This is a genomic window from Mycobacterium sp., assembly GCF_050701675.1.
Lineage (GTDB): Bacteria > Actinomycetota > Actinomycetes > Mycobacteriales > Mycobacteriaceae > Mycobacterium.
Genome location: NZ_JBOGDD010000893.1, coordinates 1 through 1,688, shown reverse-complemented (window position 1 = coordinate 1,688; position 1,688 = coordinate 1). Strand labels below are relative to the sequence as shown.

The 1,688-nt window shown below is 65.1% G+C and carries 3 protein-coding genes; 1 reads left to right on the top strand and 2 read right to left on the bottom strand.

The features are described from left to right. Both ACRDUX_RS27110 and ACRDUX_RS27105 read right to left on the bottom strand, forming a co-directional pair. Positions 1 to 321: aldehyde dehydrogenase family protein (locus tag ACRDUX_RS27110; RefSeq protein WP_526418317.1), on the bottom strand; the 321-nt coding region annotated here is incomplete at its 3' end. A 44-nt stretch (positions 322 to 365) separates the two neighbouring features. Continuing rightward, the gene (locus ACRDUX_RS27105) at positions 366 to 926 is read right to left on the bottom strand and encodes a 3,4-dihydroxy-2-butanone-4-phosphate synthase (RefSeq protein ID WP_526418315.1); all 561 of its coding nucleotides are present in this window, start codon (positions 924 to 926) and stop codon (positions 366 to 368) included. Positions 927 to 1,214: 288 nt separating this feature from the next. Here ACRDUX_RS27105 and ACRDUX_RS27100 point away from each other — a divergent pair. After that, positions 1,215 to 1,688, top strand: a 474-nt coding sequence (locus ACRDUX_RS27100; protein WP_526418313.1) for a flavin reductase family protein, incomplete at its 3' end; no start/stop codon positions are given.

Below are 1,688 nucleotides of genomic sequence, written 5' to 3'. Positions count from 1 at the left end.
GACTTCACCCTGGGCTTCGGCGAGCGGTTTGCCCATCTCGCTGGTGATGAGAGCCGCCAGTTGCTCCGAGCGCTCCAGCACGACGGCGTACGCGCGGTACAGCAGTTCGCTCCGATGCCGCCGGGATGTCGCCGCCCTGGATCGCTGGGCTGCGCCGGCTGCGCGGAGCGCGCGTTCCGCGTCTGATTCGTCACCACCCGCGACGTCGGCGAGAACCTGTTGGGTGGACGGGTTTTCAACACTGAAGGTCTGCTCCCGGCACCCCGCCGTCCAGCGGCTGTCGATGACGAGTCCGGTGGGCATTGTCGTGATCGTGGTCATGAGGATCCTCGGGATTGCAGTTGCCGTGCCTGGGAAACGCGGCGTCAGTGAGAAGTCGGAGCGTTGTCGCACCAGTGGCGGTATAGCGACGTGGTGACGTCGTGCGCATCGACGTAGGCCAATCCGAGGTTCGCCGCGACGTCTGCCGCCTCGGCGGGCGTGGCAATTTCCGTGGGTCGCGCACGAGAGATCAGGGCGCAGAAGGCCGCGGCAGGCGGTGTCATCCCGGTGAGCGACGCCAACATCAGAGCAATGTCGGCATCCGTAGATGCGCCCGACGGGCTGAGCCGGGCATGCACCGGTACGACGTGCCCGGGGCGAACAAAATCGGTTGGAATGCTCGTAGCGGCAGCCAGTGCTCGAATGGTGCGCGCGCGGTCTGCCGCCGAGATACCCGACGACGCGTCCACCGCCACGTGAACGTCAGGGCAGCGAGAATCGTGATCGGTTGGCATCGTTGGTATTTGGAGCTTCCCCAGCCGCTTAGGTTCGAGCGCGGCGAAGACCAAGCCCGACCCATGCCGCACGAGCGAACTGATCGCGGCAGGTTCGGAGCGCTGTCCGCAGATAGTGAGAAACGCACCGCGGCCGTGGCCGACTACCACCGGCCGCGCTTCATGCTGCGCGTAGGGCGGTGGCCATGTCGGCGCTGGGTCCCGGACCCATGCCGTGGCGGATCTCGTCGCAGGCACTGGGGCGCAAGGTCGTCAAGGCGATCACGTCCTTCGTCGACTAGTTGGCAGCCTCCGCAGAATTTGGGGGCTTGACAGTGACGTACATCTCACTGTTTCATCGTGCAGAACGAACTTCATCACTTGATGATGACACGTGATGAACTGTTCCAGTAGCAGATTTTCGCATCCGGGTGAACAGCTGGCGAGGAGAGCGCAGCCATGACAGAAACAGCAGTCGGCGCAGACGTGGCCGATTTCAGATCGGTACTCGGGCACTTCCCCACGGGGGTGGCGGTGGTGGCCGGAATCGCCTACGACGGTGGGCCCGTCGGCCTCACCATCCAGTCCTTCATGGCACTCTCACTGGACCCACCAATGGTTCTGGTGTCAATCGACCGGCGTTCCACCAGTTGGCCGCCGATCGCCGAGGGCGGGCAGTTCGTGGTCAACGTCCTGTCCAGCCAGCAGGAGGACATCGCGAAGTCCTTCGCGCGCAGCGGCGGGCCCAAGTTCGACGGCGTGTCCTGGACGCCAGGAGCATCGACCGGCGCGCCGATCATCACCGACTGCCAGGCGTGGGTCGAGTGCCGGGTCTGGCAGATCTACGACGGTGGCGATCACGAGATCGTCGCCGCTCAGGTGACCGGCCTCGGCGCCGTCGCCGATCCCCATTCGCACCCGTTGGTGTTCTTC